Source organism: Nocardia bovistercoris, from assembly GCF_015674855.1.
GTDB classification, from domain to species: Bacteria; Actinomycetota; Actinomycetes; order Mycobacteriales; family Mycobacteriaceae; genus Nocardia; species Nocardia bovistercoris.
Window position 1 is genome coordinate 306981 of record NZ_JADMLG010000002.1, and the last position, 23968, is coordinate 330948.

The following is a 23968-nucleotide window of genomic DNA, read 5'->3' on the forward strand; positions in this document are numbered from 1 at the left end:
GCAGGCTTTCGTTCGTCGCCGTGGCGCGTGGATCAGACGGCGGCGAATCCGACGCGGCCCGCGGCGGGGGTGCCGATTTCCACGTAGGCGACCTTGGACGCCTGGATCAGGAATTTGCGGCCCTTCTCGTCGATCAGCGAGACGACGCCCGCATCGCCGGTCAGCGCACCGGTGACCAGTGCCTCGACCTCGTCCGGGGTCTGCGAGCTGTTGATGACCAGCTCCCGCGGGCTATCCGAAATACCGATCTTGACCTCCACGGCCAACCTCCGAAACTCGAGTCCAGTGCTTGTCGGATCAAGGCTAGTCCAGGGCGGTCGCAGCGCGGCAGACGGCCGCCTGCGCTGTCAGCGAACGGCGGCCGTCGACTACTTCGGCTCGACCAACTGGATGTCGAGTTCGATCTTGACCGCGTCGCTGAGCATGCCGGGCAATGGGCCGCCGACACCGAAATCGGTGCGCTTGATGGTGCCGGTCGCGGAGAATCCGGCGTGGCGCTCACCGGCGGCGGGGTGCTCGCCCACCCCACCCCATTCGACCTCGAGGGTGACCGGTTTGGTGATCGCGCCGAGGGTGGCTTCGCCTTCGACGGTGAAGGATTCCTCGATCAGCACCGGCCGTGGCGCGCGGAAAGTCAGGGTCGGGCGGTTGGCGACATCGAGGAAGTCGGCCGTGCGCACGTGGTTGTCGCGGTCGGCGTTGCCGGTGTCGAAGGAGTCGAGGTGGATGGTGGCGCCGAGGGTGGCGGCGCCGGATTCGTCGACCACGAATTCGGTCTCGAAGCGGGTGAAGGTGCCGCGGACCTTGGAGATGCCGAGGTGGCGGATGGTGAAGGCGACCGAGGAGTGCAGCGGGTCCAGCGTCCAGGCGCCGGGGGTGAGAGCGGATGTCGCGGTGGTGGTTTCGGCTGTTTCAGTCATGCTACGACGATCCACGCGCGCTCTCCGGTTAACCAGACCGCCGTTATCCTGGACCTGACAGGGCGCGGCTGACTGTCCTCGGACAGGGCACGATGGATGGATGGACCGAAACGGCTTCGCGGAATTCCTGGTGGCACGCCGCGCCGAACTGCGTCCGTCCGATATCGGGATGCCCGCGGGCGGACGGCGCAGGACTCCCGGTCTGCGGCGCGAGGAGGTCGCGGTGCGGGCCGGGGTGAGCGTCGACTATCTGGCTCGGCTGGAACAGGGGCGCGATACGAACCCGTCGGTGTCGGTGATCGACGCGCTCGCCGACGCGCTCCTGCTCGACGGTGCGCCTCGACAGCATTTCACCATGCTCGCCTTCGCTTCCGGTAACGAATACAACTGTCCCGGTTCGGAATCCCCGCAGGAACAGGTGCCCGATTCGATGCGAGCCGTGTTGAAGGCGTTGCAGCCGATGCCCGCCTTCGTGATGGGCCGCTACCTGAACATTCTCGCCTGGAATCCGGCGTGGGCCGATTTCGCGACCCCGCTCGGCCTGTTCGACGACGAGGAGCCGAATCTGGCCCGATTCGCCTTCGGTAATCCGTCCGCGCGCCGGGTCTTGCGGGATTGGCCGAGGGCGGCCGACGATTTCGTCGCGGTGTTGAATCGGGCGAAGATCCGGTGGCCCGCCGACGATGCGCTACGCAAATTCATCGAAATATTGCGCGGCGAACCGGAATTCGCCGCGCGCTGGAAACCGCATCGCATCGAGGTCAAGGGTTCGGGGGTGCTCGAATTCGAGCACCCGGAACACGGACCGCTCGACGTGCCCTTCGAAATCCTCGACACCGATCGCGACCAGAGCGTGGTGATCTGGCTCACCGACCGGACCGCCGCGCAGGCGCCCGGTCTGCGTCTGGTGACCAGGAGCGCCGCCAACGAGTGAGGACTTACAGCCCGAGTACCGCCATGCGCTCGGCGTGACTGGTCTGCATCCGCTCGAAGAGTTCCGCGATGCCGTTCAGGTCGCCGGTGGCGGTGAGCACCAGGTCGGTGAGTTCGTCGCGCTGGGCCATCACGTACTGCGCCTGGGTGATGGCCTCGCCGAGCAGCCGTCTGCCCCACAGGGTGAGCCGGTCGCGCTCGGAACGGCTGACGGCGACGGCCTTGCGGACCTCCTCGACCACGAATTCGGAGTGGCTGGTCTCGGCCAGCACGTCCTGCACGACGGCCGCGACCTCGGGGCTGAGCGCGCCCGCGATCTCGGTGTAGAAATCGGCGGCGATGCCGTCGCCGACGTAGAACTTCACCATCGACTCGAGCCAGGTCGAGGGGTCGGTGGAGGCGTGGTAGGCGTCGAGGGCGCGCACGAACGGCGCCATCGCGTCGAAGATGTCGGCGCCGGTGCTCGCCAGCGCGGCCTCCAGCGTCTCGAAATGGGCCATCTCGGCGGCGGCCATCTTCGCGACCGCGACTTTGCCGCGCAGCGTGGGTGACAGTTTGGCTTCCTCGGCCAATCGGTAGAACGCGGAGATCTCACCGTAGGCGAGCACCGCGAAAAGATCGGCGACACCTGGATGGTCCGCGGCGAGGATCGCGGAATCGATGAGCGGGACTCGCAACGCGGCGGATGACTGTGTTCCCATGTCAACCGAGCCTAGTCCGCAATTCCGAACGTGGCCTTACCAACCCGCGCGTTATCGACATCGCTACATCGAATTCACAGACTGGGAAAGAAACTTGTCCAGATACGTCCATGTGGTTTCCCTGGCCGTGTCGCCGGTGAGAATGCCCAGATGACCGCCCGGCGCGGTCTCGAAGCGGACCGAGGCGGCGCCGGTCAACGTGGCGAGTCCGGCCTCGACGGCCGCGGCCGGGGTGATGACGTCGTCCGGGCCGCCGACGAGCAGCACCGGGGCGGTCACGTCGGCGAGCGCGATGGCGCGCGAACCGAGGCGGAGCACGCCGCGGCCGATGTCGTCGTGCAGGATCATCCGGCCCCACAGCTGGCCGTAGAAGCGGCCTGGGTAGCCGGGCATCTCGGCCATGAACCGGTCGACCGACTCCATTCCGGCCAGTGTGTCGGTGCGCGCGATATTGGCGGCGACGAACCACGGCCTGCGCAGTTCCCGGTCCAACGCGGTGACCCGGTAGGCGAATCGGGTGAGCGGGGCGGGCACACCGCCCGCGACGCGGATCGCGGTCGAGGTCGCGAGTCCGCCGGTCAGGCGGGCGACCGCGCGCAACTGCGGCACGCCGGTCACCTTGCCGTAGTCGAGCGGCGAGCCGATCGCCGTGACGGAGCGCACCGGCAGGTGCGCGTGCGCGGCGGCGGTGAGCAGGGCCAGGGTGCCGCCGAGTGACCAGCCGATCAGGTCGACCGGTTGTCCGTCGCGGTCGGCGGACACGCGAAGGATCGCCTCGTGCAGGATGTCGTCGATCCAGTCCTCGAAGCCCATGCGGCGGTCGGCGAAGGTGATCTCGCCGTAGTCGATGAGGTAGGGGTGGCGGCCGGTGGTGAGCAGGTGCCGGGCCAGGCTCCGGTCCGGGCGCAGGTCGAAGCAGGAGGCGGGAGCCGCGGGCGGCGGGATGAGCAGGACGGCGGGCGCGTTCGGGGCGCCGCCTTCGAAGCGACGCAGGGCGCGGTGCGGTTCGTCCCAGAGCAGGGTGGACGGCGCGGGATCGGGTGCGCGCACGCCCGATCCGAAGGTCAGCGCCCAGGCGTTGCGGGCGGCGGTGGTGACGGTGTCCGCGAGACTCACACCGGAAATCTTACCGATACCATCGGTAACACAAAGTTAGCCGATCACTGCCCCATACCGACCGGATTGTTCGCGGGAACCACCGACGTGCGCACGGCTCGCACCAACGGCTCGAGCACGGCCGTGAGTTCGGCCACCGCCTCCTCGCTCAACCGCGACAGCGCGCCACGCCACGCCGACTCGTCGGTGACGGCCTCCACCCGCTCCAGCAGCGCCACGCCGTCGGCGGTCAACTCGGGCGCGGACGGCTCCCCCGTCACCAGCCCCGACCCGGTCAGGTCCCCGACCAAGGCCGCCCACTCCGGCGCCGACCAGCCGCGCGCGGTCCGCAACACCGGCTCGGTCACCTTGCCCGCCGCGACCTGGAGGACCAGCGCGTGCGCACCCGAGACCCCGGCGCCGACCAAGGCCGCGACGTGCCCGTCGCCGCGATGCTCGCGCAGGGCGGTCGCGACCTGCCACAGCGCCGCCACCGCGTCCTGCCCCAGCGATAGCTCGGCATTCGCGGCGAACAGCGGCCTGCCGGTCGGATCGGCGCCGCGCAGCGCGGGCAACAGCAACTCGACCGCGCGGGCGCACTCCTCGTCCCGTGCGCCCGACGCACGCAACAGCCGGGTGGCGGCCGCCGACCTGGCCTCGAGACAGCGCGAAGGCGACGTCCGCGACCAGGCATCCGGCAGCGCCCTGCCGACCATGTCCGGATGGAAACCGGCGAAGGTCGCCGTCACCGCGCCCGCCGTCACCGCGCCCAGCGGCGCGGCGCGGAACGCGAAGTAGGTCTGCCAGAAACCGCGCAGTCCGATCTCGACGCCCGCCTCCTTGATCCCGGCGCCGAAATACACCACGTCGTGGATCGGCTCGAGTGTCGTCCAGATTCGCCGCGCGACATGAATTGCCATGTCGCGCAGCGTACGTGGCGAACACGACGGCGGAAACAGGAGTCGGTTCCGAGAATTGCGGCGACGGCAATTCGAGCCGTGCACAATATCACGCTACAATCACCACGGACAACGGAAAATTTCGCTCGACCGGAGTCGCCCGATCCGCGCCCTCGACCGTCGTCACGGATGGTTTCGGTGAAGGGCCATCGATCAGGTTCCGGGACGAAATTTCCCGATGTCAGGAAAATGTGCGCGCACCAGATCCGCATCACCGTGCGCCGCGCCGATGTTCCAGGTAGCTGCCGTCTCGCAACGGCGCCGTGGCGACGTCAGGCGACTGGCCGGGTGAGTATCACAGGCGGATACGTGGCCTTCGTGGACCGGCCGGTCCGCCCACGCCTCGTGCGCGCGTGACGCGATGACGAGGAAGGCACGAACCTGAGCAAGATCACCGTCGAACAGGAACCAGGTCTGACCGACACCCTGTTGACCGCCGAACTGGATGACACGCATACCGCACCGACATTCGCCGAATTGGGGGTTCGCGCCGAAATCACGCGCGCACTCGGCGAGATCGGAATCGAACGCACATTCGCGATTCAAGAACTGACCCTGCCGCTCGCGCTCGCAGGCGAAGATCTCATCGGTCAGGCGCGCACCGGTATGGGTAAGACATTCGGATTCGGCGTTCCGCTGTTGCATCGGATCGCCACCACCGACTCCGGCACCACGCCGCTGGACGGCACACCGAGGGCACTGGTCATCGTGCCGACCCGCGAACTGTGCATCCAGGTCACCGCGGACCTGGAGAACGCGAGCAAACATCTCAGCAACCACCAGGGGCCGCTGCAGGTCGCCTCGATCTACGGCGGGCGACCCTACGAGTCGCAGATCGCGGCGCTGCGCTCGGGCGTCGACGTCGTGGTCGGCACGCCGGGGCGACTACTCGACCTCGCCAACCAGAACCACCTGATCCTCGGCAAGATCGGCGTGCTCGTCCTCGACGAGGCCGACGAGATGCTCGACCTCGGCTTCCTGCCCGATATCGAACGCATCCTCACGATGGTCCCGGACAAGCGCCAGACCATGCTGTTCTCGGCCACCATGCCGGGACCGATCATCACCCTGGCGCGCACCTTCCTCACCCGCCCCACCCACATCAGGGCCGAGGAACCGTCCGATTCGGCCGTGCACGACCGCACCGCGCAGTTCGTCTACCGCGCGCACGCGCTGGACAAGAGCGAACTCATCGCCAAGGTGCTGCAGGCCGAGAGCCGCGGCGCGACCATGATCTTCACCAGGACCAAGCGCACCGCGCAGAAGGTCGCCGACGAACTCGCCGACCGCGGTTTCGCCGTCGGCGCGGTGCACGGCGACCTCGGTCAGATCGCGCGCGAGAAAGCGCTCACCAAATTCCGCAAGGGCGTCATCGACGTGCTCGTCGCCACCGACGTGGCCGCGCGCGGCATCGACATCGACGACGTCACCCACGTCGTGAACTACCAGTGCCCCGAGGACGAGAAGACCTACGTGCACCGCATCGGCCGCACCGGTCGCGCGGGCCGCACCGGTGTCGCGGTCACCCTCATCGACTGGGACGAACTCAACCGCTGGGCCGGAATCAACACCGCGCTCGGCCTCGGCATCCCCGACCCCGTCGAAACCTATTCGCGCTCCCCGCACCTGTTCTCCGACCTCGGCATCCCCGAAGGCGCGACCGGGACCGTGCGCAAGGCGCGACAGGAACGCGACGCGGACGCCACCGTCGAGGAGCGGCCGGCGCGCGCCCCGCGCAAACGCAACCGCAGGCGCACCCGCGCCGGTCAGCCGATCGAGGGCGGGCCGGTCACCGGGGTGGAGCCCGACGGCGGCGAGGTTTCGCCGTCGGAGCGGGTCGTGTCCGGTGAGTCGGAGTCCGAGGAAGGCGGGCGTCCGCGGCGGCGCCGTCGTCGCCGGAAGGGGAACGCCGAGCGGGATACGGCGGTCACCGAGTCGGGTCGGAGCGAGGACGAGTCCGCGGCTGTCGAAGCGGCGGATGATGCGACAGCGCACCGCGACGATGATCCGACAGCGCACGGCGACACAACGACGAGCGGCGCGGCGACGCCGGAAAGTGACGCGTCCGATACCACGGATTCCGAGGCGGCGCAGAAGCCACGTAGGCGACGCACGCGCAGGAATTCGGAGGCCGACACCACCGTGAACGGGCATCAGTACACCGATGCACCGGCAGCCGAAGCGGACACCGCGACCGGTCGATCCACCGCGTCGGGGGCGGACCGTGTCGAAGCATCCGAACCCGCGGCGGCGGGATCCGGGGATGTGACAACGTCCACGGCTACTTCCGCGATGACGGCGCCCGCCGAGATCGCAGCATCCGTCGAGCCCGCCGCAAGTACGACGTTCGCCGAACCAGCTACGCGAACGACATCCTCCGCACCCGCCACGGGGGCAACCACGGCCGCAGGGGCGCCCGAGCCCGCCGCCGGCACGACGTCTGCCGATATGACCACCGGTACGACGCCGTCCGAATCGGCCGACGGAGAGACATCCACGGGTACCGCTTTGGGAGTGGCTTCCACCGACGCCTCGTCTGTGACAGATTCCACACCGGTTGCATCGGAGGCCGCGGCACCGCCGCGGCGCCGCACGCGCAAGAAGGCGGTCGTCACCTCGGACGCGGAGACGGCGGTGAACGGCGACTCCGCGACCACCGTCGACGCTGCCGCGACGAACGGGGCGGAAGGCTCCGTTGCCACCGACTCGGCCGAGCCCGTAGCCGACAAGCCGGTCCGCAAACGCGCCCCTCGCAAGAGCGCCGCCGCGACCGTCACGCCGAACGCAACCGGTGCGAACTCCACCGACGATGGGGCAACGGCGGAGGAGACCGTCGAGAAGCCGACCCGGCGACGGACCCGCAAGACCGCGACCACCGAGGAGCCGAGCGCGGACACCGCGCCCGCGGCGGCCGCGGCCGAGGAGAAGCCGACCCGACGGCGCACCCGCAAGACGGCGGAGGCCACCGAAGCGAACGGCGAGGAGACACCCGCGCCCAAGCGAACCAGGCGCCGCAAGGCCGACGTCACCGAGGACACCACCAACGGTGACCACGTCCCGAACGGCGCCGCCGACGAAGCGCACCGCGTCACGTTCTCGGCGGCCGCTTCGGCCTGATCCAAGGCTTCGTCCGCCCCATCGGGAACGGACGAATCCGCCCCGCACACCTGTGGACTGTCGACATTCCGGTCGACAGTCCACAGGCGTATCGGCACGGTCCCGACACCCACACAGCGGCTCGCGAGACCGTCCCGTGTGCCCTTCGCTCGAGCGGTCCGGCTGTCCGACCACGAACAGCACACGGCGGTCGGCCCGCAGCAACCCGACCGATCGAGCCGGGCCTGCGGCACGCTGTGCGGCCACGAACGGCGCACCGTGGTCGGCTCGACGACGGCGACCAGCAGCGGCTCGGGGGTGACGCAGCACGGGATTCCGCCGGAAAGGTGACCGGTTCGGGGGGATTCGGGAGATCGACTACCCTCGCAGGCGTGCTCGCACCTGAGCGGCGGACGCGCGCCGATATCATCTTCGCAGTCGCGATCGCCGTTGTCGTGTCCATGACCGCGCTGGTGGTGTGGGCGCGCGGCGACGCGACGGGGACCGAGTCGGTGACGGCGTCGACGCCGGTGACGGCCCCGCCGACGGCGGAGGGGGTGCCCGCGAGTCTGCGGGAGTTGTGGCACGCGGAGGATGGGGCGAGCAAGCGGGCATTGGTGTCGGCCGGGGTGGTGGTCACCGCGCAGGACGGCACGGTCTCGGGGCGTGATCCGCGCACCGGCGAGCAGGTGTGGCATTACCGGCGGGATATGCCGTTGTGCGGGGTGGAGTCGCAGTTCTCCATGGTGCTCGCGGTGTACCGGGACGAACGCGGGTGCAGTCAGACCACGTTGCTCGCGGGTGACTCGGGTGCGCGGCGCACCGCGCGCAGCAGCTACATGGATGCCACGGTGCGTTTGTCGGTGGACGGCACTTACGCGCTGGCGCAGGGGCCGCGGCGGCTGGAGATGTGGCGGTCGGATCTGGTGCGCACGATCGAGTACGGGTTCGTCGACGCGCAGGTCAATGCGAAGACCCAGCCGCGCAAGGGCTGCGATCTGCTGTCCTCGGCCTCGAATCCGTCCCGGCTCGCGGTGTTGGAGCGGTGTCCCGATGATCCCGCCGATCGTTTGACCGTGCTCAACCCGGTGCCGAAGGACAACACGGTGCCCGAGGAGTACGGCTCGCATGTGCTCTCCGGCGGCGGCGCGGACTCCCGTGACGCGCGTGTGCTCGCGGTCTCGGACACCAGGATCCTGGTGTATCTGCCAGAGGCGAGCGCGCAGGGCGGCAGCGAGACGGTGCCCGCACGGCTGGCGGTGTACGACGCGAACGGGAATCCGCTGGTCAACCACCGCTTGCTCGCGCCGCTGACCGCCACGGCCGAGGTCACCAAACTGGGTTCTACCTACTTCCTGTTCACCGGCGAGACGCTGCTCGCCTTGAACGGCAGCACCTTCGACCCGCTGTGGAATCTGGGCGAGGTGCTCGGCACCCCGGCGATGATGGCCGGTTCGCTGCTGGTCCCGGTGACCGGCGGCATCGCGGCGATCGATCCGGCGACGGGGACGGCTTCGGCGAATATCCCGGTCGATCGCGCGGGCCACGACGGCTCCCCGCTCGCGCTCGCGGTCATCGGCGGCGTCGTGCTGGAGAAACGCGGGAGCACCATCCACGCGCTGGGGTGACGCGGGCATGATGGACGGCATGTCCGGAATCGACGATGCGAGGGTCGTATTGCTGCGCCACGGTGAAACCGCCTGGTCGAAGCTGCGCAGGCACACCGGCCGCACAGATGTGCCGTTGACGGAGTCCGGGGAGGAGCAGGCGGTGGCCGCGGGTCCGCTGCTCGCCGAACTCGGGCTGCGTGATCCGCTGGTCCGCACCAGTCCGCGCCGCCGCGCGGTGCACACCGCCGAGTTGGCTGGTCTGAAAGGCGCGGTGGTGGACGAGGATCTGGCGGAGTGGGACTACGGCGACTACGAGGGGGCAACCACGCCGCAGATCCGCGAACAGGCCCCCGATTGGACGATCTTCACCGGCGCGGTGCCCGGCGGCGAGTCGGCCGAGCAGGTGGGTGCACGCGCCGACCGGGTGCTCGCCTCGGTCGCGGCGGTGTTGCCGGAACGCGACGCGGTGCTGGTCGGGCACGGGCATTTCTCTCGTGTGCTGATCGCGCGGTGGGCCGAGTTGGCGGTGCGCGAGGGTCGCCGTTTCGCCATGTCGACGGCGGCGGCGAGTGTGCTCGGCTACGAGCACGGCGGCCGAACGATACTGGCGCACAACCTGACCGCACGGACACAGGGGTGAGCGTGATGCCGTTGCACGCCGAGATCCGGCGCGCCGTCGAATCCGATGTGCCCGCACTGGTGGAACTCGTACACGATCTCGCCGCGTACGAAAAGGCTTCCGAGCAGTGCACTCTCACCGTCGAGCAGTTGCGTGCCGCGCTGTTCGGTTCCGCGCCCGCGCTTTTCGCGCATGTGGTCGCCGACGAGTCAGGGGTGGCCGGATGCGCGATCTGGTTCCTGAACTACTCGACCTGGAACGGCGTGCACGGAATCTACCTGGAGGACTTGTACGTCCGGCCGGAAAGGCGTGGGCGTGGCTATGGGAAGGCGCTGCTCGCGGCGCTGGCGGCGGAGGCGGTGGCCGAGGGGTACAGCCGGGTCGACTGGTCGGTGCTGACCTGGAACACGCCGTCGATCGAGTTCTACCGGTCCATCGGCGCGGTGGGTCAGGACGAGTGGATCGGCTACCGGCTCACCGGTTCCGCACTGCGCGCGCTGGCCGCGCAGTCACGCTGAGGTCTTGGTGAGTTGTACGGTGGGACAGGATGTTCCGCCGTCGAAGGTCGAGGTAGAGGATGCAGGTCACGATCCCGGACGGCTGGCCGGACACCGTCGGGGACGCGATCGCGGTGCAGGACTCGCTGCGCCCGCTGGTCGATGCCACCGATCCGAGGCCGCCGGATTTCCGCACCATCGCAGGCATCGATTCGGCCTATGACGAGTCGGGGCTGGTCGCGGCCGCCGCCGTGGTGCTAGAGGCGCCGACCTGGCAGACCGCCACCACATCGGTGGCCATCGGCGAGGCGAGCTTCCCGTACGTGCCCGGTTTGTTGGCTTTCCGCGAACTGCCGACAGCGTTGGCGGCGCTCGAACAACTCGACGCCACACCGGATCTGCTGATCTGCGACGGTCAGGGACTGGCGCATCCGCGACGGTTCGGACTCGCGTGCCACCTCGGGATTCTGGCGGGCATCCCGACCATCGGCGTGGCGAAGAACGCTTGGGGCGACTACACCGATCCGGGTCCGCAGCGCGGCGCCCGCGGCGATATCCGGATCGACGGCGAGGTGGTCGGTCGGGTGTTGCGGACCAGGACCGGAGTGCGACCGCTGTTCGTGTCGGTGGGACATCTCGTCGACCTCGACACCGCGTGCGAGCAGGTGCTCGCGCTCACCCCGCACTACCGCCAGCCGGAGACCACGAGGCAGGCCGATCAGATGTGCCGCAGGGCGTTGCGCGACGCGGTCGCGCGCAGGCAGCGCACGCTCGGCGCCGCCGGTTGAGTCAGTCGAGGTCGGCGCCGTATTCGCTGGCCATCCACCGGGTGGAGGCCGGTGCGAAAAGCAGGACGAGCGCGGCGATCACGACCACGCCGAGCAGCGCGCCGTAGACCGGCTGGTGGGAGTCGGTGAGCAGCGACCAGGTGACCGGGAGCAGCAGGATCTGGGCGATGGTTGCGATGGCGCGACCCCACCGGTACCCGAGCAGCAGTCCGATGCCCGCCGCGAGCACCGCACCGCCGAGGATGCCGAACCACGCGGCGGTGCCGTAGCCGCTGGCCTGGCTCTGGTCGTGGCCGAGCAGTCCGCGCACCACGAGCACGACGGCGACGATCACCGCGATCGCGCCTTCGAGCGCCACGAGTCCGCCCGCGCCACGCACCGTCACGGGCACCCCGCCCACTGTGTTCTCGCCACTGTCGACCACGCGCCCCAGCCTACGAGTACGCGCGGCCCGCGCGCGGTGGCGGGGAGGTGGAGCCGATTAGGCTGCCACCGTGCGGACGCTGCTGATCGTGAATCCGAATGCCACCTCGACGACGCCTGCGACCAGGGATCTGCTGGCGCACGCGCTGGAGAGCCGCACTCAGCTCACGGTCGCGCACACCCAGCACCGAGGGCATGCGGCGGAGTTGGCGCAGTGGGCATCGACCAACGAGATGGACCTGATCGTGGTGCACGGCGGCGACGGCACGGTGAACGAGACGATCAACGGTTTCCTGCCGCTGCCCGAACTCGACGACGGCGGCGCCTGGCTGCCGCGCCTGGGCGTGATTCCCGGCGGTTCGGCGAATGTGTTCGCGCGGGCGCTCGGAATTTCTCCCGACCCGGTCACGGCGACGAATCAGTTGATCGACCTGTTGACCTTGGAGGGCGATCGCCGGATCGGGCTCGGGCTGGCCGACGATCGCTGGTTCACCTTCAGCGCGGGCGTCGGGCTCGACGCGGATGTGTGCGAGGCGATCGACGCGGGTCGCGCCAATGGGCACCCGGCCACACCCGCCCGCTATATTCGAACAACTGTGCGACAATTTTTCCGGGCAAAGCGGAAGGAGCCGACCGTGCGGATCGAAATACCCGGATTCGACCCGGTCGACGAGGTCCATTACGCCTTCATAACGAACGCGAGCCCGTGGACGTACCTGAACTCGACGCCGGTGCACACCAATCCCGGCACCACGTTCGAGACCGGGCTCGGCGTGTTCGCCGTACGGTCGATGGCGGTCCTGCCAACCCTGGCGCTCTCCCGCCAGCTCCTGATGCCCGACGGAAATCCCAAGGCGCGCAATTTATTTCGTGAGGACGACGTGCCGTCGGCGCGTGTCGAGACGACCGAGCCGATCGGTCTGCAAATCGACGGCGACTTTATCGGCAAGCGAAACGTGGTGGATTTCACCTCGGTGCCGGACGTGCTGGAGGTCGTCGCTCCGCGGCCGCGGCGATGAGGACACTTCACAAAAAACCCGGTAGTTGTGCTGCGAAAACCCGGTAGACCGAGTACAAAGGACCGGGCAGGTTCCCCCATGTGGGGACTCTCAGAGCGTGAGCTTCCCCACGGTGCGCCGTAGACCTATTGACATCTACGGTGTTCGTGAAAGCATTCACAAGCAACCGTGCGGAAACATTCAAGTCGCACAAGTGAACGAACCACAAACCGTCGGCGCCCTTTGCGGCGCCCAGTAAAGGAGCAGAGGATAATGGACTGGCGCCACAAGGCCATCTGTCGCGACGAGGACCCCGAGCTGTTCTTCCCGGTGGGTAACAGCGGTCCTGCGCTCGCGCAGATTGCCGATGCCAAGCTGGTCTGCGCTCGCTGCCCCGTTACCGCCGACTGCCTGTCCTGGGCCCTGAAGTCCGGGCAGGATGCCGGCGTGTGGGGCGGTATGAGCGAGGACGAGCGCCGTGCGCTCAAGCGTCGCAACGCGCGCACTCGCACACGCACCGTCGTCTGATTTCGACGACGGCGTTGCCGGACCATTCAGCCCGGCCCGGCAACGCATTTCGGCCCGGCACCCGCGAGGTGCCGGGCTCAATTTGTTTTCGGACGGGAATTACCGCCGCGCGCGAATCCGCGAACCGTGAATCCGAAGAATCCGGCAGCGCACAGAATCCGGCAATGCGGACTTCGATGCGGATGGCGCGGGCGGTTTTTCGCGTTCAGCGCGCCGAACGGCGGCCGAGCGGAACCCGAAGCACCGCATCGGTACCGACGTCGGCGCCGGGGTGTAATCCGATCGAACCGCCCAATTCCGCGGTGACGAGCGTGCGAACGATCTGCAATCCCAGCCGATCCGAGGCCTCGAGACTGAAACCGGGCGGCAATCCGCGTCCGTCGTCACTGATGATCACGTCGAGCCAGCGCGCCGACCGCTCGGAACGTATTGTGACGGTGCCGTTCTCGCCCGAATCGAAGGCGTGCTCGATGGCGTTCTGCACCAACTCTGTGAGAACCATCACCAATGGCGTCGCGCGTTCGGCGGAGAACACGCCGAGCGAACCCGCCCGGCGCACCTTGATTCTCGTGGTGTGCACGGTAGCGACATCGGCCATGATCGGCAGCAGGCGATCCACGACTTCGTCGAGATCGACCTCCTCGTCCACCGACATCGACAGCATCTCGTGCACCGACGCGATCGAGGTGACGCGGCGCACCGACTCGGTGAGCGCGACCTGCGCCTCCTCGTTCTCGGTGCGCCTGGCCTGCAACCGCAGCAGCGCGGCCACCGTCTGCAGATTGTTCTTGACCCGGTGGTGGATCTCCCGGATGGTGGCGTCCTTGCTGAGCAGCGCGCGATCGCGGCGCTTGACCTCGGTGACGTCGCGGACCAGCACCGCCGCACCCGCGAGTTCACCGTGCGGGCGCAGCACCAGCGTGCGCAACAGCACCGTGGCGCCGCGCGCCTCCACCTCCATGCGCCTGCCGGTGCGACCCGCGAGCGCGGCCTGGATGTCGCCGACCACCTCCTGCGCGTCGAAGGGGTCGGTGATCAGCGAGCGCGTGGTGATCGCGAGATCCTGGCCCGCCAGATCGGCCTGCAGGCCCATCCGGTGATACGCCGACAGCGCGTTCGGACTCGCGTAGACCACGATGCCCTCGGTGTCGAGCCGGATGAAACCGTCGCCCGCGCGCGGACTGGAGTGCGTGGCGGCCCGATCCTCCGGGGTCGGGAACGAGCCGTCGGCGATCATCTGGCACAGATCGTCCGCGCAGGCCACGTAGGCGATCTCCAAGGTGGAGCGCACCCGAGAGCGCTGCACGTCGGTGTCGCGGCTCAGCACCGCGATCACATCGTCGCCGCAGCGCACCGGGATGGCCTCGCGAATGGCGTGCACCGGATACGGGTGGTAGACGCCCTTGGATTCGATATCGCTGTCGGAGCGGACGACCGTGCCGGTGGTCAACGCCTCGAAGACCTGCGGGTGCTCCTCGCGCAAAGCGCTTGTCCCCACCTTGTCCTCGATGTGGGCCGTCGACGCGGTGGTCGGGCGACACTGAGCGACACAGACCACGTCGGCGCCGTCCACGATCGGACCTGCGCCGACCCACAGCAGCAGATCGGCGAACGACAGATCCGCGAGCAACTGCCAATCACCCACCACCCGCTGTAAGTGGTCGACGGCGACGCCGGGTAGGTCGGTGTGTTCGGCGAGTAGCTCACTCAGTGTCGACACGTCGGATCCGCCGTTTCGTTCAGGAGATGACGGCGATCAGATCGCCCTGCTGTAGCACCTGGCCGGGCTCGACGGCGATCGAGGTGATCTCGCCCTCGACCTCGGTGAGCACCGGGATCTCCATCTTCATCGATTCCAGCAGCACCAGAGTCTGGTCGAGGCGCACCGTGTCACCCACGGCGACCTCGACCGTGAGGACCGTGGACACCATCTCCGCGCGCACTTCTTCAGCCATGACACCCCATTCGTTCGTCGTCGATTCGGCCTTAAGTATCCGCTGACGGTACAGCCAACCACACGTGGAAGAATGTTCTTCGTTCAGATGTGGTCCCCGCACCGTCGGGGAGGATCCGGAGGTCTACCGAATGGGTAAGCGCGGACGTAAGAAGCGCAGCCGCAAGGGAAATGCGGCCAATCACGGCAAGCGTCCCAACGCCTGAGTCGCGCCGGGAACATCGAGCGGCCCGCACCTCCTACTCGGAGCTGCGGGCCGCTCGGTGTTCGGGCTGACGCGGTTCGAGCTGAAACAGTCCGGCCGACACAGCCGGGCTAACTCTCGGTGGTCTCGATCCTGGTGATGGTGACCGACTTACGGATCTCGAGGGTCAGCCGGTCGCGCAGCGCGTCGGGCGCGCGATCGCCGCCGCACTTGCGGCTCAACAGATCCTTGACCTTCTCCTCGATGCCGTACGCCTCGATACAGGGCGAGCAGTGGTCCATGTGGTGCCGCAGCCGCTCCCGCGTCGCCTCGTCGCATTCGCCGTCGAGCATCAGCCAGACATCCGCGAGCACCGCCGTGCAATCGAGCTCCGTATCGGGGTCCCGCTCGCTCACTGCTTGACCTCCTGGCGATCACTCCGGTTGAACCCGCGCTCGCGCGCCACATCGGCGAGCAAACCCTTCAACTGCTTGCGGCCGCGGTGCAGCCGAGACATCACCGTACCGATAGGAGTGCCCATGATGTCGGCTATCTCCTTGTACGGGAACCCTTCGACATCGGCGTAGTACACCGCCATCCGGAATTCCTCCGGCAATTCCTGCAACGCGGACTTGATGTCGTCGTCGGGCAGCGCGTCGAGTGCTTCCACCTCGGCCGAACGCAGGCCCGTCGAACTGTGCTCGGCGGTGGCGGCCAACTGCCAGTCGGTGATCTCGTCGGTGGGGTACTGCGCGGGCTGGCGCTGCTTCTTGCGATAGGAGTTGATGTAGGTGTTGGTCAGGATCCGATAGAGCCAGGCACGCAGGTTGGTGCCCTCCTTGAAGGATTTGAAGCCCTGGAATGCCTTCACATAGGTTTCCTGGACCAGATCCTCGGCGTCGGCGGGATTGCGCGTCATGCGCAGCGCCGCGCCGTAGAGCTGGTCGAGCAGCGGGAGCGCATCGCGCTCGAACCGCCGGGCCAGTCCGGCCTCGTCGGCCGGGGCCGCCGCGTCATCGTCGAGCGCGCGGCCGAGCGTGTCCTCGGTCACCGCGTCATCGTCGCTCGTCACACCTGTCCCTTCGATCGGCGTACCTGCCAAATCTACCGGCAAGTTCGGATCGGCGGATGAGCGCGGGTGGTACGGCCCTGTCGCGGGCGACACCGGGCGTTCGTCGAGCAGTACTGGCACCGACATCTCTCCTTCACGTCGTGCGGGCCGGGTCGCGCGGATTGGCTGTCGCCGCCGAGCTGTGGCCTTCCGCGCGTCGTCTATTCGCATGCAACAGGAGTGGCCCCCGCCGTGTTCCCGCACCGGCCGTGCGCGCGGCGTCGGCGCGTGAATCGGTGGCGGCCACGGGTACCCGGGTCGCTAGAGTGGCCGCCATGGCAGGCGCTTCGACCCCCGCGATCCGCACGCTGACCGCGGCGAAGATCCCCCACCGGGTGCATTCCTACACCCACGATCCGCGCAGCGACTCCTACGGCGCCGAAGCCGTCGACGCGCTGGCCGCCGACCTCGGACTCGCGGCCGCGCAGATCTTCAAGACCTTGGTCATCGAGTTGTCCACCGGCGCACTGGCGGTCGCGGTGCTGCCGGTGCCCGACTCGCTGTCGCTCAAGGCCGCGGCGGCGGCGCTCGGCGCGCCGAAGGCGGCGATGGCGGACAAGGTCAAAGCCGAACGCGCCACCGGGTATGTGCTCGGCGGCATATCGCCGCTCGGGCAGCGCAAATCGCTGCCGACGGTGGTCGACGCCTCGGCGCTGAACTGGGAGCGAATCCTGTGCAGCGCGGGCAAGCGGGGTCTCGAGATCGATCTCGCGCCCGCCGACCTGATCGCGACCACGGCGGCGGTCACCGCGCAGATCACCGCGTAGACACCGAGGTGCGGCCCGCCATCGCAAGGCCGGGCCATCGGACAACTCCGCGGCGAAAGCCGATACGAGGACCGGCCCATTCCACGCCGAGACATCCGAGTGGTCGAACCATTCGATGGGTGAACCATCCGAGGGCGGTGGCCGCGACGAATGCATTACGGCGCCGACCGGTAGCACCGTCGCGCGCCGCGACAAACCGTCCGGCTCGACCGCTCCGACTCGAGGATGTGATGCGAATGTCCACGCTCCGCCCGCGCACCGTCACCGTCGCTCTCATCGGCGCCGCGGTATTCGGCCTCGGCGCGACGATCACGGCGACACCCGCCGTCGCCGCGCCCTACGCACCGGCTCCCGCGTGGTTCGACGGTCCTTTCACCGGACCGAACGCGGCGCAGGACCCGCAGCGCGACCAGCGGGCCCAGAAGGCGGAAGACCTGGGTGGGACGGTGGTCTCCGAGGTCATCGACCTGGTCACCGGCGTCGTCACCTGCGGTATCAACATCGCGACCGACAGCGTGAAGTGCAGGCTCTGAAGCCCGTTACAGCAGGCTGATCTGCTCGGCCCGGTCCGCGCCCGTCCCGTCGACGGCGCTCAACAGTTCAGGGCCGTTGTTCTTGACGCTGTTCACCAGGGTGGGAACCGGTCGCGCCACGATGTGCGCGACCGTTTCCGGTTTCGGCGTCTCCAGGAGTTCGGCGGGGGCGGGGCGGTCGGGGTCGAGCCAGGCGTCCCAGTGTTCGCGCGGCATCGGCAGCGGCATCCGGTCGTGGATCTTCGTCAGATCGCCGACGGCGTCGGTGGTGAGGATCGTGCACGAGAGCAGCGGGTCCGAATCCGGCAGCGCGCGGTCGCGCCAGATCGACCACAGGCCGGCCATGTAGAGACGCCCACCGTCGGCGTCGGCCATGTAGTAGGGGTGCTTGACCGGTTTCCCTTTTCCGGCGGCCGGTTCCACGATCCACTCGTACCAGCCGTCCATGGGCACCAGGCAGCGGCGGTATTTGACCGCGTCACGGAAGGACGGGGTGGTCGCGGCCTTGTCCGCGCGCGCGTTGAACAGCGGTTTGCCCTTCACCGGGACGCCCGGTTCGGCGACCTTCGTCCAGACCGGTATCAGTCCCCAGCGCATGCGCCGCAGGCGCAGTCGCGGGTCGTCGTCGGGGTGCTCGCGGTCGTGGCGTTCCACGACCGTCAGCACCTGCGTGGTCGGCGCCACGTTGTAGTTGGCGAAGGCGCCGGAATCGCCGCCCGAGGTCTCGGTCTCGTCGACGGCGTCGAGTTCGATCGCCAGCCTGCCCGGATTCGTGGTCGTGGCATAACGTCCGCACATGGGTCCCATGCTGCCACCGGCGAGCGATCCGGGTCGGGAGCAATCGGGGCATACTGGTGACTAGGTGAGAGTTTTGACTTAGCATTCTCTCAACGACGCTCTGCTCACGAAGACGCATCGGCGCGCCCATCGTCCCGGTTCGCGCACCGACCGGCCGCACCACAGGCAAGAGGAGATACCCACCGTGACAACCACCGAGACCACATCCGCCGCAGCCGACACGGCGCTACAGTCGGTCGATCCGGCCACGGGCGCGGTCATCGCCACCTACACCGTCGCCGACGAGGCCGCGGTGCGCGCGGCCGTCGCCAAGGCCCGCACCGCGGCCGACACCTGGGGTTCGCTGAGCTTCGACGACCGCCGCCGATACCTGCTGCGCTGGTCGAGCCGCCTGGTCGCGGACTCGAAGGAATTCTGCGAACTCATCCACAAGGAGAACGGCAAGCCCGTCGACGACGCGTTCCTCGAACTGATGCTCGCCCTCGAGCACATCACGTGGGCGGCCAAGAACGCCGGGAAGCTGCTGTCGCCGAAGAAGATCTCCCCCGGCGCGCTGATGGCCAACTTCTCGGCCCGCCTCGAACAGCGCCCGCTCGGCGTCGTCGGCGTCATCGGCCCGTGGAACTACCCCGTCTATACCCCCAACGGCTCCATCGCCTACGCGCTCGCGGCCGGGAACACCGTGGTGTTCAAGCCGAGCGAATACTCCACCGGCATCGGCAACTTCCTCGCCGACGCGTTCAAGAAGGCCAATCCCGACCTGCCCGAAGGCGTCTTCGAAACCGTCAACGGCTTCGGCGCGACCGGCGCCGCGCTGGTCGGATCCGGCGTGGACAAGATCGCGTTCACCGGATCCACCAAGACCGGCAAGCGCATCATGGCCGACGCCGCCGCGACCCTGACCCCCGTGCTGCTGGAATGCGGCGGCAAGGACGCGGTGATCGTGGCCGCCGACGCCGACGTGAAGGCCGCCGCCGACGCCGTCGCCTGGGGCGCCACCGCCAACAGCGGCCAGACCTGCGCCGGAGTGGAACGCGTCTACGTCGACCGCTCGGTGCGCGACGAATTCGTCGCCGAGGTCAAGCGCATCCTCAGCGAGGTCAAGCCGGGTTCCGACGACAAGGCCTCCTACGGCCCGATGACCATGCCGAGCCAGATCGACATCGTGCGCCGCCACATCGATGACGCGCTCGCGCACGGCGGCACCGCCGTACTCGGCGGACCGGACTCGATCAAGGGGCCTTTCATCGAACCGGTCGTGCTGCTCGACGTGGACGAGAACTCCGAGGCGGTCGCCGAGGAGACCTTCGGGCCCACCGTCACCATCCGCACCGTCGACGGCGTCGACGAGGCCGTCGAACTGGCCAACAAGTCCGTCTACGGCCTGTCCTCGGCGGTCTTCTCCAAGAGCCACGGCCTCGCCATCGCGCGCAGGCTGCGCGTCGGCGCCACCTCGGTCAACTCCGTGCTGGCCTTCGCCGCCATCGCGGGCCTGCCCTTCGGCGGCGTCGGCGACTCCGGCATCGGCCGCATCCACGGCGAACCGGGCCTGCGGGAATTCACCCGCCCGCATTCCATCGCGGAACAGAAGTTCACCATCCCCGGCATGGCGCTGCTGAGCTATGCGCGCACCGACTCGACCATGGGCCTGCTGCGCAAGATGGTCCCGTTCCTCTACGGTCGCCACAAGTAGCCACGACGCCACACCCTCGGGTCTCGAATCACCCATCGGTTCGCGACCGCCCGCGTGTCCGGTCCGGGCATGGGCGAAGATGGACCCGTGACTTTCTGGCCAGCGCCCCACGTCGATACCCCCGTCCACGCGACCGTCACCCTGCCCGGATCCAAATCGATCACCAACCGCGCGCTGATCCTGGCCGCGCTGGCCGACGGGCCGTCGACGATCACCGGGGCGCTGCGCAGTCGCGACACCGATCTGATGATCGGGGCGCTACGGGCGCTCGGGGCGCGGATCGACGGCGCGGCCGCCGAGTTGACCGTGACACCGGTCGCGCTCGGCGGCGGTGCGGTGGACTGCGGGCTGGCGGGCACGGTCATGCGGTTCCTGCCGCCGGTGGCGACGCTGGCGGCGGGCGATGTGGCCTTCGACGGCGACCCGCAGGCCAGGGCCCGCCCGCTGCGCACCATTCTGGACGCGCTGCGCGGCCTCGGCGCCGACATCGACGGCGACGCGCTGCCCTTCGTCGTACACGGCAAGGGCGCGCTGCGCGGCGGCGCCGTGACCATCGACGCCTCCGGTTCCTCCCAGTTCGTCTCCGGGCTGCTGCTGTCGGCGGCCCGCTTCGAAGAGGGCCTCACGGTCAACCACGACGGCAAAGCGCTGCCGTCCATGCCGCATATCGAGATGACCGTGGAAATGCTGCGACGGGCCGATGTGAAGGTGCAGGCGCCCGCCGACAGCCGCAGGGCCCAGACCTGGGTGGTGGAACCCGGCCCGATTCGCGCGGTCGACTGGGAGATCGAACCCGACCTGTCCAACGCGACGCCGTTCCTGGCGGCGGCGGCCGTCACCGGCGGCGAACTCAGCATCCCGCACTGGCCGCGGCTGACCACCCAACCCGGCGATGTCATCCGCGAGATCCTGGTCCGCATGGGCGCCGAAGCCCGCGTCTTCGACGGCGTGCTCACCGTGCGCGGCCCGGAACGGCTCGCGGGCATCGACATCGACCTGCACGACGTGGGCGAGCTGACGCCGACGGTGGCCGCGCTGGCCGCCCTCGCGGATTCCCCGTCCTGGCTGCGCGGCATCGCCCACCTGCGCGGTCACGAGACCGACCGGCTGGCCGCGCTGTCCACCGAGATCAACCGGCTCGGCGGCCGGGTCACCGAGACCGAGGACGGCCTGGAGATCGTGCCCGCCGAACTGCACGGCGGCCGCTGGCACTCCTACGCCGACCACCGCATGGCGACCGCGGGCGCGATCCTCGGCCTGCGTGTTCCCGATATCGAGATCGAGGACATCGGCACCACCGCCAAGACCCTGCCGAACTTCGTGACCCTGTGGGAGCGGATGCTCGACCCCGCGCCCGCCGATCACGGAGCGGCCCGCTGAGACCCGCCGGCGTGACCGGCTCGACGTCGCGCCTTGCCGAATGCGGGCACGGTCCGGTGGGAGTGTCCGGACGCGGCACCGCGGAAGCGCCGGGACGCGCCGCGACACGACCGGCTGGACACGGCACTGTGGGAGCGCCGAGGCGCGAGATCGGCGCGGCGGGGCAACGCGCGGCAGGCGCGCGCGTGAAGGCGTCGCGGTGAGTCGGGGGCGGGCGGCGGCCAGTTACGACGAGTCGGATGTGCGGGTGCGGGCGGGGCGCGGGTCGCGGCCGCGCACCAAGACCAGGCCGAGTCATCGCGATGCCGAGCCCGCCATGGTGGTTTCGGTGGATCGCGGGCGGTGGGGTTGTGTGCTCGACGGCGATCCGGACCGTCACCTCGTCGCCATGCGCGCCCGTGAGCTCGGCCGGACGCCGGTGGTGGTCGGCGATCAGGTCGACGTGGTCGGCGATCTGTCCGGTAAGCCGGATACCTTGGCGCGCATCGTTCGGGTCGCCGATCGGAGCACGGTGCTGCGCCGCACCGCCGACGACACCGACCCGTTCGAGCGGATCGTGGTCGCCAACGCCGAACGGTTGTTCATCGTGGTCGCGCTCGCCGATCCGCCGCCGCGCACCGGATTCGTCGAACGCGCCATGGTCGCGGCCTATGCGGGCGGGCTGCACCCGGTGCTGTGCCTCACCAAACACGATCTCGCGGCCGACTCCGAATTCGCCTCCGCCTTCGACGATCTCGACCTCACCATCGTCCACGCCGGCATCGAGGACCCGATCGAACCGGTCACCGACCTGGTCTCGGGCGGGCTCACCGCCTTCATCGGCCACTCCGGCGTCGGCAAGTCGACCCTGGTGAATCGCCTTGTCCCGGAAGCGGATCGGGCGGTCGGCGCGGTATCCGGGGTGGGCAAGGGCAAGCACACCTCGACCCAGTCGGTGGCGCTGGCGCTGCCCGGCGGCGGCTGGGTGATCGACACCCCGGGCGTGCGCTCCTTCGGCCTGGCCCACATCACCCCCGACGACGTCATCGCCGCCTTCGACGACCTCGCCGACGCCATCGAGAACTGCCCGCGCGGCTGCACCCACCTCGGCCCGCCCACCGACCCGGAATGCGCACTCGACGACCTCCCCGGCAAACAACGCCGAGTAGCCGCCATCCGCCTACTCCTCACCGCGTTGAACTCCAACGACCCGTGGTGAGAACCGCGGCGGTGCGACCGAACCCTAGGCCGGGTCACCCTCGGGGGCGGGACGGCACGGGTTCGGGAATTGCCGTGTGAGGGTGCGCTGTTCGAGGCGGAAGGCGGCTCGGGCGGCGATCAGGGTGCTCACGTAGCGGTACAGGGTGGCGGCGGCGAGAATCGCGCACAGGATCGGTATCCAGAGCTGTTCGTGCCAGCGAACGCCCGCGAGCGCACACAGCGTCAGCAGCGCCGCCGTGACCAGGGTTGCCCTGGTGCAGTATGCGACGGTGCGGCGGATCATCGCGCGGTGTTGGGCGCGCAGGAAGGCGCTGTGCCATTCGTCGGCGGCCGCGGCGCGGGTTCGCGCGTGGTCGGCGGTGGCCGGTGGTAGTTCGGATTCGAGACCGTCGCGCCATCGCCAATATCCGAGTTCGGTGTACGGGACGGTTTCGTCCCGAGATTCCTGCGCGCCCACGGTAAGAAAGGTAGCTGCTGGGTGAACGACGGTGGGGACCGCCCGGTTCGCTCGGTATCCAGCGAACTCGAATCGATGTGGGAACGGCGTGTCCGTACCGTTTTTCGGCCGCAACCCCAACGATTTCGGACGCCACCGTGAAATCGGGCGTCGAACAGCGCTTTCGGCTAACGTGCAGCGCGATTACCCGACAGTGCGCCACCGCGAATCCGCCACGTATGCCGGACCGGATTCCGTCCCGTCCGGTATGCCCGGACAGCCGGGACGGCAAACCCGACGGTTCTCCGAACATCGACCCACAGAGGAAGAATGCGCACGATTCTCGCCACCGCCATCACCGCGGGCGTGCTCATCGCCTGCGGCATCCAGAGCGCGCACGCCGCACCGCATTCCGGCCCGGCGGGCAACACCGCGGGCTCCGCGAATTCCGGTTCCGCACGCAATCCCGCCGATCTGCAATTCCTCGAGCAGATCGACTTCGGCGCGGCCGACTACGCGACCCAGGACGCCGTCCTCGACCTGGCGCGCGCGGAATGCGCATTCCTCGACACCCACGGCAACACCCCGGCCAACCGCACCCGCCTCGCCGAATCCACCCGCAAGGCGGTGCGCTACCCATACCTGTTCCTGGACGCGGCGGTCAAGACCATCTGCCCCTGGCACCGACTCTGACCCGAACACGCCGAAGGCGCCCGCGGAATCCGCGGGCGCCTTCGGCGTTCCG

Annotated in this window: 27 protein-coding genes and 1 pseudogene; 16 read left to right on the plus strand and 12 right to left on the minus strand. The window is 68.8% G+C overall.

The annotated features are described in order from the left end of the window. Window positions 1-32 precede the first annotated feature (32 nt). Both IT779_RS05405 and IT779_RS05410 read right to left on the minus strand, forming a co-directional pair. The gene (locus tag IT779_RS05405; RefSeq protein ID WP_196148057.1) at window positions 33-260 is read right to left on the minus strand and encodes a DUF3107 domain-containing protein; all 228 of its coding nucleotides are present in this window, start codon (window positions 258-260) and stop codon (window positions 33-35) included. A gap of 108 nt (window positions 261-368) precedes the next feature. Then, on the minus strand, window positions 369-920 hold the full coding sequence (locus IT779_RS05410; RefSeq protein WP_196148058.1) for a YceI family protein: 552 nt from the start codon (window positions 918-920) through the stop codon (window positions 369-371). 100 nt (window positions 921-1020) lie between these two features. Here IT779_RS05410 and IT779_RS05415 point away from each other — a divergent pair, with 100 nt between their 5' ends. After that, window positions 1021-1854: a helix-turn-helix transcriptional regulator gene (locus IT779_RS05415; RefSeq protein ID WP_196148059.1), complete on the plus strand. Its 834-nt coding sequence runs from the start codon at window positions 1021-1023 to the stop codon at window positions 1852-1854. A 4-nt stretch (window positions 1855-1858) separates the two neighbouring features. On the opposite strand, the gene IT779_RS05420 is transcribed toward IT779_RS05415, so the two are convergent. The 3 genes from IT779_RS05420 to IT779_RS05430 form a co-directional block, all read right to left on the minus strand. Next, window positions 1859-2554 carry a ferritin-like fold-containing protein gene (locus IT779_RS05420; RefSeq protein ID WP_196148060.1) on the minus strand — a complete coding sequence of 232 codons (696 nt, stop codon included), beginning with the start codon at window positions 2552-2554 and terminating at the stop codon, window positions 1859-1861. 63 nt (window positions 2555-2617) lie between these two features. Then, window positions 2618-3670 carry an alpha/beta fold hydrolase gene (locus IT779_RS05425; protein WP_196148061.1) on the minus strand — a complete coding sequence of 351 codons (1053 nt, stop codon included), beginning with the start codon at window positions 3668-3670 and terminating at the stop codon, window positions 2618-2620. Between the two features lie 44 nt (window positions 3671-3714). Further along, window positions 3715-4569 (minus strand): SCO6745 family protein, encoded by an 855-nt coding sequence (locus IT779_RS05430; RefSeq protein ID WP_196148062.1) that lies wholly within the window; start codon window positions 4567-4569, stop codon window positions 3715-3717. A 400-nt stretch (window positions 4570-4969) separates the two neighbouring features. Between IT779_RS05430 and IT779_RS05435 the strand changes: the two are divergent. The 6 genes and pseudogenes from IT779_RS05435 to IT779_RS05460 form a co-directional block, all read left to right on the plus strand. Further along, window positions 4970-6507 (plus strand): annotated as a pseudogene (locus IT779_RS05435) (DEAD/DEAH box helicase); the annotation flags it as partial. A gap of 1356 nt (window positions 6508-7863) precedes the next feature. Then, window positions 7864-8055 (plus strand): hypothetical protein, encoded by a 192-nt coding sequence (locus IT779_RS05440; RefSeq protein ID WP_196148063.1) that lies wholly within the window; start codon window positions 7864-7866, stop codon window positions 8053-8055. Between the two features lie 41 nt (window positions 8056-8096). Continuing rightward, window positions 8097-9332 (plus strand): Rv3212 family protein, encoded by a 1236-nt coding sequence (locus IT779_RS05445; RefSeq protein ID WP_196148064.1) that lies wholly within the window; start codon window positions 8097-8099, stop codon window positions 9330-9332. A gap of 19 nt (window positions 9333-9351) precedes the next feature. Then, window positions 9352-9954: an acid phosphatase gene (locus tag IT779_RS05450; RefSeq protein WP_196148065.1), complete on the plus strand. Its 603-nt coding sequence runs from the start codon at window positions 9352-9354 to the stop codon at window positions 9952-9954. Between the two features lie 5 nt (window positions 9955-9959). Then, window positions 9960-10451, plus strand: coding sequence for a GNAT family N-acetyltransferase (locus IT779_RS05455; RefSeq protein ID WP_196148521.1), 492 nt, complete (start codon window positions 9960-9962; stop codon window positions 10449-10451). Window positions 10452-10510: 59 nt separating this feature from the next. After that, window positions 10511-11218 carry an endonuclease V gene (locus tag IT779_RS05460; RefSeq protein ID WP_196148066.1) on the plus strand — a complete coding sequence of 236 codons (708 nt, stop codon included), beginning with the start codon at window positions 10511-10513 and terminating at the stop codon, window positions 11216-11218. A 1-nt stretch (window position 11219) separates the two neighbouring features. On the opposite strand, the gene IT779_RS05465 is transcribed toward IT779_RS05460, so the two are convergent. Then, window positions 11220-11642 carry a hypothetical protein gene (locus IT779_RS05465; RefSeq protein ID WP_332838672.1) on the minus strand — a complete coding sequence of 141 codons (423 nt, stop codon included), beginning with the start codon at window positions 11640-11642 and terminating at the stop codon, window positions 11220-11222. Window positions 11643-11712: 70 nt separating this feature from the next. On the opposite strand from IT779_RS05465, the gene IT779_RS05470 reads away from it, so the two are divergent. After that, window positions 11713-12660, plus strand: a complete 948-nt coding sequence (locus IT779_RS05470; RefSeq protein WP_196148067.1) for a diacylglycerol/lipid kinase family protein — start codon at window positions 11713-11715, stop codon at window positions 12658-12660. A 252-nt stretch (window positions 12661-12912) separates the two neighbouring features. Continuing rightward, window positions 12913-13167: a WhiB family transcriptional regulator gene (locus IT779_RS05475; RefSeq protein WP_011211115.1), complete on the plus strand. Its 255-nt coding sequence runs from the start codon at window positions 12913-12915 to the stop codon at window positions 13165-13167. Window positions 13168-13372: 205 nt separating this feature from the next. Here IT779_RS05475 and IT779_RS05480 read toward each other — a convergent pair whose 3' ends face one another. Together IT779_RS05480 and IT779_RS05485 are read right to left on the minus strand one after the other, a co-directional pair. Next, entirely contained in the window at window positions 13373-14887 is a 1515-nt protein-coding gene (locus tag IT779_RS05480; RefSeq protein ID WP_196148068.1) for a sensor histidine kinase, read from the minus strand. Window positions 14888-14906: 19 nt separating this feature from the next. Further along, window positions 14907-15122 carry a biotin/lipoyl-binding carrier protein gene (locus IT779_RS05485; RefSeq protein ID WP_196148069.1) on the minus strand — a complete coding sequence of 72 codons (216 nt, stop codon included), beginning with the start codon at window positions 15120-15122 and terminating at the stop codon, window positions 14907-14909. 130 nt (window positions 15123-15252) lie between these two features. Here IT779_RS05485 and IT779_RS39020 point away from each other — a divergent pair, with 130 nt between their 5' ends. Beyond that, entirely contained in the window at window positions 15253-15327 is a 75-nt protein-coding gene (locus IT779_RS39020; RefSeq protein ID WP_022597109.1) for a 50S ribosomal protein bL37, read from the plus strand. A 109-nt stretch (window positions 15328-15436) separates the two neighbouring features. Here IT779_RS39020 and rsrA read toward each other — a convergent pair whose 3' ends face one another. Then, window positions 15437-15721, minus strand: a complete 285-nt coding sequence (rsrA, locus tag IT779_RS05490; protein ID WP_196148070.1) for a mycothiol system anti-sigma-R factor — start codon at window positions 15719-15721, stop codon at window positions 15437-15439. Further along, the gene (locus IT779_RS05495; protein ID WP_232541463.1) at window positions 15718-16503 is read right to left on the minus strand and encodes a sigma-70 family RNA polymerase sigma factor; all 786 of its coding nucleotides are present in this window, start codon (window positions 16501-16503) and stop codon (window positions 15718-15720) included. Before IT779_RS05495 ends, rsrA begins: the two co-directional genes overlap by 4 nt. Window positions 16504-16691: 188 nt before the next feature. Here IT779_RS05495 and ybaK point away from each other — a divergent pair, with 188 nt between their 5' ends. Beyond that, window positions 16692-17183 carry a Cys-tRNA(Pro) deacylase gene (gene ybaK, locus IT779_RS05500; protein ID WP_196148072.1) on the plus strand — a complete coding sequence of 164 codons (492 nt, stop codon included), beginning with the start codon at window positions 16692-16694 and terminating at the stop codon, window positions 17181-17183. Between the two features lie 236 nt (window positions 17184-17419). Then, on the plus strand, window positions 17420-17716 hold the full coding sequence (locus IT779_RS05505; RefSeq protein WP_196148073.1) for a hypothetical protein: 297 nt from the start codon (window positions 17420-17422) through the stop codon (window positions 17714-17716). A 6-nt stretch (window positions 17717-17722) separates the two neighbouring features. On the opposite strand, the gene IT779_RS05510 is transcribed toward IT779_RS05505, so the two are convergent. Continuing rightward, window positions 17723-18514, minus strand: coding sequence for an SOS response-associated peptidase (locus IT779_RS05510; RefSeq protein WP_196148074.1), 792 nt, complete (start codon window positions 18512-18514; stop codon window positions 17723-17725). A 184-nt stretch (window positions 18515-18698) separates the two neighbouring features. Here IT779_RS05510 and IT779_RS05515 point away from each other — a divergent pair, with 184 nt between their 5' ends. The 3 genes from IT779_RS05515 to rsgA all read left to right on the plus strand — a co-directional run bounded on the left by IT779_RS05515 (window position 18699) and on the right by rsgA (window position 22785). Next, window positions 18699-20207, plus strand: coding sequence for an aldehyde dehydrogenase family protein (locus tag IT779_RS05515; RefSeq protein WP_196148075.1), 1509 nt, complete (start codon window positions 18699-18701; stop codon window positions 20205-20207). A gap of 69 nt (window positions 20208-20276) precedes the next feature. Further along, the gene (gene aroA / locus IT779_RS05520; RefSeq protein ID WP_196148076.1) at window positions 20277-21587 is read left to right on the plus strand and encodes a 3-phosphoshikimate 1-carboxyvinyltransferase; all 1311 of its coding nucleotides are present in this window, start codon (window positions 20277-20279) and stop codon (window positions 21585-21587) included. Between the two features lie 199 nt (window positions 21588-21786). Then, window positions 21787-22785, plus strand: a complete 999-nt coding sequence (gene rsgA / locus IT779_RS05525) for a ribosome small subunit-dependent GTPase A (RefSeq protein WP_332838673.1) — start codon at window positions 21787-21789, stop codon at window positions 22783-22785. A gap of 24 nt (window positions 22786-22809) precedes the next feature. Here rsgA and IT779_RS05530 read toward each other — a convergent pair whose 3' ends face one another. Beyond that, a complete protein-coding gene (locus IT779_RS05530; protein ID WP_196148078.1) occupies window positions 22810-23244 on the minus strand; it encodes a hypothetical protein in 435 nt (144 codons plus the stop codon). A 309-nt stretch (window positions 23245-23553) separates the two neighbouring features. Here IT779_RS05530 and IT779_RS05535 point away from each other — a divergent pair, with 309 nt between their 5' ends. Continuing rightward, window positions 23554-23916 carry a DUF732 domain-containing protein gene (locus tag IT779_RS05535; RefSeq protein WP_196148079.1) on the plus strand — a complete coding sequence of 121 codons (363 nt, stop codon included), beginning with the start codon at window positions 23554-23556 and terminating at the stop codon, window positions 23914-23916. The last annotated feature ends 52 nt before the right edge of the window (window positions 23917-23968 follow it).

Bases quoted from the DNA above. Each gene is read 5' to 3' on its own strand.
- IT779_RS05415 (WP_196148059.1), top strand. From the start codon at position 1,021: ATGGACCGAAACGGCTTCGCGGAATTCCTGGTGGCACGCCGCGCCGAA.
- ybaK (WP_196148072.1), top strand. From the start codon at position 16,692: ATGGCAGGCGCTTCGACCCCCGCGATCCGCACGCTGACCGCGGCGAAG.
- IT779_RS05495 (WP_232541463.1), bottom strand. From the start codon at position 16,503: ATGTCGGTGCCAGTACTGCTCGACGAACGCCCGGTGTCGCCCGCGACA.
- IT779_RS05430 (WP_196148062.1), bottom strand. From the start codon at position 4,569: ATGGCAATTCATGTCGCGCGGCGAATCTGGACGACACTCGAGCCGATC.
- IT779_RS05450 (WP_196148065.1), top strand. From the start codon at position 9,352: ATGTCCGGAATCGACGATGCGAGGGTCGTATTGCTGCGCCACGGTGAA.
- IT779_RS05420 (WP_196148060.1), bottom strand. From the start codon at position 2,554: ATGGGAACACAGTCATCCGCCGCGTTGCGAGTCCCGCTCATCGATTCC.
- IT779_RS05460 (WP_196148066.1), top strand. From the start codon at position 10,511: ATGCAGGTCACGATCCCGGACGGCTGGCCGGACACCGTCGGGGACGCG.
- IT779_RS05535 (WP_196148079.1), top strand. From the start codon at position 23,554: ATGCGCACGATTCTCGCCACCGCCATCACCGCGGGCGTGCTCATCGCC.
- IT779_RS05505 (WP_196148073.1), top strand. From the start codon at position 17,420: ATGTCCACGCTCCGCCCGCGCACCGTCACCGTCGCTCTCATCGGCGCC.
- IT779_RS05510 (WP_196148074.1), bottom strand. From the start codon at position 18,514: ATGTGCGGACGTTATGCCACGACCACGAATCCGGGCAGGCTGGCGATC.
- aroA (WP_196148076.1), top strand. From the start codon at position 20,277: ATGGGCGAAGATGGACCCGTGACTTTCTGGCCAGCGCCCCACGTCGAT.
- IT779_RS05485 (WP_196148069.1), bottom strand. From the start codon at position 15,122: ATGGCTGAAGAAGTGCGCGCGGAGATGGTGTCCACGGTCCTCACGGTC.
- IT779_RS05475 (WP_011211115.1), top strand. From the start codon at position 12,913: ATGGACTGGCGCCACAAGGCCATCTGTCGCGACGAGGACCCCGAGCTG.
- IT779_RS05455 (WP_196148521.1), top strand. From the start codon at position 9,960: ATGCCGTTGCACGCCGAGATCCGGCGCGCCGTCGAATCCGATGTGCCC.
- IT779_RS05410 (WP_196148058.1), bottom strand. From the start codon at position 920: ATGACTGAAACAGCCGAAACCACCACCGCGACATCCGCTCTCACCCCC.